This window comes from Arenimonas sp. GDDSR-1, from assembly GCF_025980345.1.
Taxonomy (GTDB): domain Bacteria; phylum Pseudomonadota; class Gammaproteobacteria; order Xanthomonadales; family Xanthomonadaceae; genus Arenimonas.
Map to the genome: position 1 here is coordinate 23702 of NZ_JAPDUI010000014.1, position 8095 is coordinate 31796.

The following is an 8095-nucleotide window of genomic DNA, read 5'->3' on the forward strand; positions in this document are numbered from 1 at the left end:
TTCCGGCCGAATCAGGACACCAACCATGATCATCACCCCGAAAACCCGCGGCTTCATCTGCACCACCACCCACCCCACCGGTTGCGCCGCACATGTCGCCGAACAGATTACGGTGGTGAAGGAAAACGGCGCCATCGCCGGCGGCCCGAAGAAGGTGCTGGTCATCGGCGCCTCCACCGGCTACGGTCTGGCCTCGCGCATCACCGCCGCATTCGGTTCCGGTGCCGCCACGCTCGGCGTGTTTCTGGAAAAGCCGGCCACGGAATCCAAGCCCGGCAGTGCCGGCTGGTACAACTCGGCGGCGTTCGAAAAAGCCGCGCACGCCGAAGGCCTTTATGCCAAGAGCGTGAACGGCGACGCCTTCTCGCATGAAATGCGCGCCAAAGTCATCGACATCATCAAAGCCGATCTCGGCCAGGTCGACATGGTGGTGTATTCACTGGCCTCGCCGGTGCGCCGGCTGCCGGATACCGGCGAGCTGGTGCGTTCGGCGCTGAAACCGATCGGCGCACCGTATCAATCCACCGCCATCGACACCAGCAAGGATGTCATCATCCATGCTGAAGTGGAGCCGGCCACCGAGGAAGAAATCGCCAACACCGTGACGGTCATGGGCGGCGAGGATTGGGAATTGTGGATGGATGCCCTGCAGGCCGCCGGCGTGCTGGCCGACGGCGTCAAGACCGTGTCCTACAGCTACATCGGCACCGACATCACCTGGCCGATCTACTGGCACGGGGCACTCGGCAAGGCCAAGGAAGACATGGACCGCGCTGCCGCCGCGCTGCGCGCCAAGCTGGCGCCGGTCAACGGCACGGCCAATGTCGCCGTGCTGAAATCGGTAGTCACCCAGGCCTCGGCCGCAATTCCGGTAATGCCGCTTTACATCTCCATCTGCTTCCGGGTCATGAAACAGCTCGGCCTGCACGAAGGTCCGATCGAACAGATCGACCGCATGTTCCGCACCGAGCTGTACGGCGCGGGCAACGACCGCGATGAACAGCAGCGCATCCGCATGGACGACTGGGAGCTGCGCGAGGAAGTGCAGCATGCCGTGAAACTGATCTGGCCGACGGTCACCACGGCCAATCTGTTCGAGCACACCGATTACGCCAGCTACAAGGCCGAGTTCCTGAAGCTGTTCGGCTTCGGCATCGCCGGAGTCGACTACGCGGCCGATGTCGATCCGGTGGTTCCGTTCGACGCCATCGAACTGGCGTGAGCATGCAGGCTCTCTGAAACCCCGCCGCCTGGCGGGGTTTTTCATGCGCCGAGCGGCGAAAGCCCGTGCCGGAGGCGCGCTTTGCGGCACTGGGCATCGCCGGGCTGCACTTCCCGGCAGGTGCTGCTGCGCTGATCATAGACACTGCAGGCCGCCGATTCGCCGATGCGGCCCTGCAGTGCCACGCAGCGCGGCGCGGAACTGTTGGTGCCGGCCATGCAGCTGAAACGGTCATTGAGGCGCTCCGTCAGATTCTCCGGCAGGCCGTTGGCTGCGCCCTCGGCCCAGTAAAACGACACGCGGAAACTGGCGCAGCAGGCGCCGCAGGTCGTGCAATCAAACGTGGTCGGGTCTGCGCTGTCGGCGTTCAAGGGCAGCTCCGGGATATCAAATGATGCGCAGTGTAATCGCTTTCAGCACGGCGCGGGTTCGGTCGCGTGTACCCAGCTTTTCCAGGATTTCCGAAACGTAATTTTTCACCGTGCCTTCGGAAAGAAACACGGCTTTGGCGATTTCGCGGTTGGAATAACCGCCGGCCAGCAGGCGCAGAATGGCGATTTCACGTTCGCTGAAAGTGTCGGTCGGCGCACCGGTATCGCGGTAAGCGTAGCGCGAACGTACCGGGTCGGTCGGTACCGGCGCCAACAGGGTCTTGCCCGCGGCGAGCGCCAGGATGGCTTCCTGCAGATCTTCGGGCGAAGCATCCTTGAGCAGAAATCCCTGGGCGCCGCATTCGGCGGCACGCAGGGCAAGATCCGGTTCGTCAAAGGTAGTCAACAAAAGCACCGGTGTCGTGTTGCCCGATTCGCGCAGACGCTCGGTCAGCGTGAAGCCATCGCACAGCGGCATGCGGATATCCGACAGGATGACATCCACGGTAGTGGCAGAAAGACCATCCAAGAGCGCATCGCCATTGTCGGCTTCCAGGCTCACCTGCAGGCCGGGCAGGCTGCCAAGCAGTGCCCGCAGGCCGTTACGGACCAGCGCCTGGTCGTCGGCCAGGGCCAGCCGGATGAGGCCGCTCATTCCCGCACCGGCCACTGCGCCGCGAGGGGCATGCCCTTGGCGCGCTCCCAGCGCAGGGTTCCGCCGAGGCTTTCGATCCGTTCGCGCATGCCGCTCAGGCCGTTGCCCTCGCGTATGTCCGGTGCCTGCTTGCCGTCATCACGGATATCCAGACACCACTGACCGTCGTGTTGTCGAAGCGCGACCTGCAGATGACGGGCGTCCGCATGCTTGATGGCGTTGGTCAGTGCCTCCTGCACGCAACGCAGAATGGCCTCCGCTTCGGCAATGGAGAGTTGGGCACTGGCATCGTCAAGGGTCAGCGCCAAGTGCGTCTGCGGAAACGGCGCCGCCAGTGCCTGCAGGGCATCGCGCAGCGGTGGCGCGTCATGCAGGCGGAGCTGCTGGACCACCGCGCGGATGTCCTGCAGCAGTTCATCGGAAAGGTCGGCGGCAACCTGCAGCTCCTGCGACTCCGAAAAATCCGGATTGCGCTGCAGCGCTTTCAGGTTGAGCTTGAGTGCGGTCAATTTGTGTCCGGCAACATCATGCAGTTCGCGCGAGATGCGTAACCGTTCTGAGTCACGCACGCTGGCATCCAGCAAACTGCGGGTGCCGAGCAGTTCGGCATTGATTGCGGCCAATCCGGTATTGGCTTGCCGGAGTTGTTCGCTCATGCGTTCCGATCGGACTGCGTAGTGCATCACCAGCGCGGCGAAGGCCTGAAAGCTGAGGTAGGCCAGCCAGGTAATCCACAAATAGCCCGTCGCCGGCCAAAATGCCCACATCACGCCTGCAACGGCGAGATTCGTGGTGCCTAGCCAGAGCCACAGGGTACGGCCCTCATAACGCGCGGCCGCCATCGCGGCCCAAAGCACCAACAGAATGGATCCGGCGCCATGCGGATTGAACGCCACCGGAATCAATGCCAGCACTGCCAGCGCCACGCAGAGCGCGGCGAAGCCCCGAGAGCCAAGACGATGGCTGACCAGATGTTCGCCGATGAACAGCACCAGAAAGGCCAAGGCCGCACCGTGTGCCAGCCAAGCCGCCTGCGGGTCACGTTGCCAGAGTCCACCCATGCTGAACCACACCGCCACCCAGGCCGCGACGGCGGCCAGTGTAAGCGGAGAAAAAAGTTCGGAGAAGCTACGGCGCAAGGACATGGCACTAGCTTGGCACCGTGAAGTACTTGCCGCAAGCGATGTCCGACAAAAAGTGACTTCCGGCAGGTCGAAAGGATGACGCCTGGCACCTTTGCCAGCGGACGGCAAGGGGCACACTGGCTTCTCAACCCAGGAGGTAAAAATGGAATCCTATGATATTTTGAAATTTGCACATATCGGCATCGGCGCGCTGGCGCTGCTGACCTTCTGGACATCCGGTCTGACCCGCAAGGGCAGCCGCGTTCACACCATCTCGGGAAAAGTCTATCTGCTGGCGATGACCGGCATCCTGCTCAGTGCCGCCGGCATGCTGGGCGGATTTGCCGAACGCCATCATCCGGTAGCCGCCGCCTTTCTGGGCTATCTGTTGGTCATCACCGGAACCAGCGTCTGGTGCAGCTGGCGAGCGGTCCGCGATAAACGCGATTGGACGGCGTACACGGGCCCGGTTTACAAGGTCTTGATGGTGTTGAACGGCCTGAGTGGCCTGGCCATTGCTTATATCGGCCTGTTCGTGACCACGCAGATGCAGCTGGTCATCACCGCGTTCTCGGTCATCGGCATCGCCAATGCGATCAGCATGTGGCGGTTCGCGAAAGCGTCGCCGGCGGATCCGCGCTGGTGGCTGAAACAACATTTCGGCGCGATGATCGGCAATGGCGTGGCCACCCACATCGCATTCCTGTCCATCGGCTTGCCGAAACTGTTGCCGATGCTTTCCGGCCCGGTACTGCAGAATCTGGCTTGGTTGGGGCCATTGACGCTGTCAGTTATCGCCGGGATTTACCTCAACCGAAAGTACATGCCGGTGCGTAAGACAGGCCGATAAAAATTACAACGTCCGCAAGGTCTCGTTCGGCGGTGCTTCAGTCACCCGGCGTGTGGCCCACAGGCCGGTCACCAGCGCCAGCAGCGTACCGCCGACGATGCCATACAACAGCAATGTGGTTTCAAAACGCCAGGGCAGATTGAACACCTGCACGGTGATCAGGCCGGCGATGGTGCTTGCGGCCAGCGCCGCCACCGTGCCGGCCAGCAAACCGAGGCTGCCGAATTCCGTGGCCTGTGCCAGCCGAAGCTGTTTCTTGGAAGCACCCAGCACGCGCATCACACCGGCTTCCTGCAGGCGTTCATCCTGCGAGGCCTGCACCGCGGCAATCAATACCAGCAGGCCGGCCAAGAGCGAGAAGTAAAACACCGATTCGACCACACGACTGACCTGATCGACCGTACTGCGCACCTGATTCAGCACCGCATCGATGTCGATGATCGACAGGTTCGGGTATTCGCGCACCAGACCGTCCATGGCCGGCAGTTTCTGCTTGGGCACATGCAGCGCGGAAATGTAGCTGGCCGAGAAGCCGTCAAGCGCGCCGGGCGAGACCACCACGAAGAAATTCGGTTTGAAACTTTCCCACTCCACTTTGCGCAGGCTGGTGATGCGCGCCTCCAAGGGCGTTCCGGCCACATCGAAGCGGATGCGGTCGCCGATTTTCCAGTTCAGGGTTTCGGCGAATTCCTGTTCCACCGATACCTGTACCGGGCCACGATAATCGGCTTTCCAGTAGCTTCCGGCGGCGACCTGGTTGTCGGCACCGAACGAGGCCGTGGACGAGAGATTGAACTCACGCTCGGCCAGCCGGCGGGCGCGTTCGCCTTGTCCGGCATAGTCGGCACCGGTGACCGGCTTGCCGTTCACCGCCTGCAGGCGGGCGCGTACCATGGGATACAGCATCGGTTCGCTCAGGCCCTGCGCCTTGGCGAATGCACGCACGCCGTCGACCTGCTCGCTCTGGACATTGATCACGAAACGGTTCGGGGCATCGGCCGGCAGAGTCTGTTGCCAGCGGCTGAGCAGATCGGTGCGGACGAACAGCAGCAACAACAGTGCCATCAATCCCAATCCCAGTGCGGACACCTGCGTGAGCGTCATGCCCTGATGCCGGCTGAGATTGGCGAGGCCGTAACGCCAGGGACCATGCAAGCGGCCGCGTACCCGTTTCAGCCAGTGCAGCAGCAGCCAGGCGATGCCGGCCAGGACCGCGGCCGTGCCGGCAATGCCGCCGAGAATGATGACGCCGAGTTCGGCCGAACCGGCTTTCCACCACAGCAATGCGGCCAAACCGGCCACGCCGAGCAGACCGACCGTCCAGGCACTCGGTTCATTGACCGGCACATCGCGGCGCAACACGCGTAGCGCTGGGACTTTACGCAAGGCCAGCACCGGCGGCACGGCAAACGCAATCAGCACCGTGAAGCCCACCGCGTAACCGGACAGCACCGGCCCCCCGCCGGCGGCTGGCAGCGCTACGCCCATGGCCTCGGCCAGCCACGCGCCCACAGCCCACTGCAGCAGCCAGGCCAAGGCCACGCCCACGCTGGAACCGAGCAATCCGATGAACAGCAATTCGCCCAGCTGCAATGCCGCGATACGGCTTTGGCTGGCGCCCAGACAGCGCATGACCGCGCTGGCATCCAGATGGCGCGCGCTGTGCCGGCGCGCGGCAAGCGCAATAGCGACCGCGGCAAGAATCAACGACACCAAGGCCGCCAACGACAGAAAGCGGTTGGCGCGATCCAGTGCCGAACGGACTTCAGGACGGGCATCCTCGCGGCTTTCCAGACGCTGCCCCCGTTTCAGCTGTTTGCGCTGTTGTGCGGTGAATTTTTCCACCGCACCGGGCGAGCCGGCCACCACCATCCGGTATTGGATACGGCTGCCGTCCTGCACGAGGCCGCTGGCCGGCAGGTCGGCGTAGGCGATCAGCACTTTCGGTGCGACGTTGAAATAATCGAGCGCGGCATCCGGCTCCTTGATCAGCATGGCGGCATAGCGCAGCTGCAGATTGCCGACACCGACCGAATCGCCGATGCGCACATTCAGCTTGCGCGCGGCATCGTCCGATAGCCAGAGCGTTCCGGCTTCGGGGCCGCCCTGTTGGGTGGTGGTGACGCCATCGGCATCACGCAGTTCGAATTCACCGCGCAGCGGAAAGCGGCGGTCCACGGCGCGGATGTCGGCCAGGGTGACCGCTTCGGCAGTCTGTACCATGCTCGGAAAGTTTGCGGTCTGCGCCTGCTGCAGGCCGAGTGCAGAGGCGCGCTCCGGTACGGCGGCGTCGATCGGGGTATCGGCACGCAGTGCGGCATCGCCGCCGAGCAGACGGTTGGCTTCCTGCTGCAGACCGGTTTCGGCGCGGTCGGTGATCATGCCGACGGCGGTGACGGCCATCACCGCCAGCACCAGGGCCATCAGCATCAGCCGGATTTCACCGGCGGCCAGGTCGCGCCGGGTCTGCCGCCAGGCCAGCTTCAGCAGTTTCATGCCAGCAGACGTCCGGCGTTCAGGCGCAACTGGCGCTGGCAGCGTGCGGCCAGACGTTCGTCGTGGGTGACCAGCACCAGTGTGGTGCCGCGGGTGGCGTTGAGATCGAACAGCAGATCGGCGATGGCGCGCCCGGTATCGGTATCGAGATTGCCGGTCGGCTCATCGGCGAACAGTACCGCCGGATCGACCACGAACGCACGCGCGATGGCGACGCGTTGTTGCTCGCCGCCGGAAAGCTGGCGCGGATAGTGCTGCAGGCGCGCCTCCAGGCCGACCTTGCCGAGGATGTCGCGGGCCGCGCTTTCCGGATCGGCATGGCCGGACAGTTCCAGCGGCAGCATCACGTTTTCCAGCGCGGTCAGCGCCGGCAGCAGCTGGAAGTTCTGGAACACGAAGCCGACCGAGGCGCCGCGCAGTTTGGCGCGGCCGTCTTCATCGAGCGCATTCAGCGCGGTACCGAGGATATCGACGCCGCCTTCACTGGGCGTGTCCAATCCTGCCATCAGCGACAACAGCGTGCTTTTCCCCGAGCCGGAGGCGCCGACGATGGCCGCGGTTTCACCGCGGTTCAGGCTGAAGCTGACATCCTCGAGGATGCACAGTTCCGATTCCGGCAGCCGCACGCGCTTGCCGAGCTTTGTTACCCTGATGGCTGTATCCACTGATTGCTCCCGGAGATCCATGCGAAATCGCGTCCGCTGTCTATTACATGCAGTCTGGCACAGCCAATATCAAGGTTTTGTGTGTCTGGCGCTCGTGCTGATGGTCATGGCCGGACCGGTTTCGGCCAAACAGACCCTGTTGGTGATGGGCGATTCGCTGTCGGCGGCCTATAACCTGCCGCCCGAGCAGGGCTGGGTGGCGCTGACCGCCGCGCGCATGAAAAGCACGCATCCGTCCTGGCAGGTGGTCAATGCCAGCGTGTCGGGGGAAACCTCGGCCGGCGGCAAGTCACGGTTGCCGGCAGCGTTGAAAGCGCACAAACCCAGTCTGGTCATCATTGAGCTGGGAGCCAATGACGGCCTGCGCGGTCTTCCGCTGGCACAGACCCGTAGCAACCTGCAGACCATGATTCGGCAGGCCAAGGGAGCCGGCGCCGAGGTACTGCTGATCGGCATCCAGATGCCGCCGAATTACGGCAAGATCTATACCGAGGGCTTCGCGGGTATCTATACCGATCTGGCCAAGCAGGAAAAGACGGCATTGCTGCCCTTCCTGCTGGCGCCGATTGCGAGAGACCGTTCGTATTTCCTGCCCGATCAGCTGCACCCGAACCCGAAAGGCCAGATCAAGCTGCGCGACCATGTCTGGCCGGTGCTGAAACCCCTGCTCTAAGCGCGGTCAGTTACTTCCCGTTATCCGCGCCGAAGATGG

General features: G+C 63.5%; 8 protein-coding genes. 3 read left to right on the top strand and 5 right to left on the bottom strand.

The window, feature by feature from the left end; genetic code table 11:
• Positions 1-25 precede the first annotated feature (25 nt).
• Entirely contained in the window at positions 26-1222 is a 1197-nt protein-coding gene (gene fabV / locus Q0W88_RS03915) for an enoyl-ACP reductase FabV (protein ID WP_297800246.1), read from the top strand.
• Between the two features lie 41 nt (positions 1223-1263).
• Here the strand turns inward: fabV and Q0W88_RS03920 are convergent, their stop codons facing one another.
• Genes Q0W88_RS03920 through Q0W88_RS03930 form a run of 3 tightly spaced genes read right to left on the bottom strand, consistent with a single transcriptional unit; the run spans position 1264 to position 3393 of the window.
• A complete protein-coding gene (locus tag Q0W88_RS03920) occupies positions 1264-1593 on the bottom strand; it encodes a YkgJ family cysteine cluster protein (RefSeq protein ID WP_297800248.1) in 330 nt (109 codons plus the stop codon).
• Between the two features lie 16 nt (positions 1594-1609).
• A complete protein-coding gene (locus Q0W88_RS03925) occupies positions 1610-2248 on the bottom strand; it encodes a response regulator transcription factor (protein WP_297800250.1) in 639 nt (212 codons plus the stop codon).
• A complete protein-coding gene (locus Q0W88_RS03930; RefSeq protein ID WP_297800252.1) occupies positions 2245-3393 on the bottom strand; it encodes a sensor histidine kinase in 1149 nt (382 codons plus the stop codon). Before Q0W88_RS03930 ends, Q0W88_RS03925 begins: the two co-directional genes overlap by 4 nt.
• A gap of 142 nt (positions 3394-3535) precedes the next feature.
• Here Q0W88_RS03930 and Q0W88_RS03935 point away from each other — a divergent pair, with 142 nt between their 5' ends.
• A complete protein-coding gene (locus tag Q0W88_RS03935) occupies positions 3536-4222 on the top strand; it encodes a hypothetical protein (protein ID WP_297800254.1) in 687 nt (228 codons plus the stop codon).
• Positions 4223-4225: 3 nt separating this feature from the next.
• On the opposite strand, the gene Q0W88_RS03940 is transcribed toward Q0W88_RS03935, so the two are convergent.
• Positions 4226-6718, bottom strand: coding sequence for an FtsX-like permease family protein (locus tag Q0W88_RS03940; RefSeq protein ID WP_297800256.1), 2493 nt, complete (start codon positions 6716-6718; stop codon positions 4226-4228).
• Positions 6715-7404 carry an ABC transporter ATP-binding protein gene (locus Q0W88_RS03945; protein WP_297800258.1) on the bottom strand — a complete coding sequence of 230 codons (690 nt, stop codon included), beginning with the start codon at positions 7402-7404 and terminating at the stop codon, positions 6715-6717. The genes Q0W88_RS03940 and Q0W88_RS03945 overlap by 4 nt, the downstream gene beginning before the upstream one ends.
• Positions 7405-7462: 58 nt before the next feature.
• Here Q0W88_RS03945 and Q0W88_RS03950 point away from each other — a divergent pair, with 58 nt between their 5' ends.
• Entirely contained in the window at positions 7463-8056 is a 594-nt protein-coding gene (locus Q0W88_RS03950; RefSeq protein ID WP_297800260.1) for an arylesterase, read from the top strand.
• The last annotated feature ends 39 nt before the right edge of the window (positions 8057-8095 follow it).

Bases quoted from the DNA above. Each gene is read 5' to 3' on its own strand.
- fabV (WP_297800246.1), top strand. From the start codon at position 26: ATGATCATCACCCCGAAAACCCGCGGCTTCATCTGCACCACCACCCAC.
- Q0W88_RS03945 (WP_297800258.1), bottom strand. From the start codon at position 7,404: ATGGATCTCCGGGAGCAATCAGTGGATACAGCCATCAGGGTAACAAAG.
- Q0W88_RS03930 (WP_297800252.1), bottom strand. From the start codon at position 3,393: ATGTCCTTGCGCCGTAGCTTCTCCGAACTTTTTTCTCCGCTTACACTG.
- Q0W88_RS03940 (WP_297800256.1), bottom strand. From the start codon at position 6,718: ATGAAACTGCTGAAGCTGGCCTGGCGGCAGACCCGGCGCGACCTGGCC.
- Q0W88_RS03935 (WP_297800254.1), top strand. From the start codon at position 3,536: ATGGAATCCTATGATATTTTGAAATTTGCACATATCGGCATCGGCGCG.
- Q0W88_RS03925 (WP_297800250.1), bottom strand. From the start codon at position 2,248: ATGAGCGGCCTCATCCGGCTGGCCCTGGCCGACGACCAGGCGCTGGTC.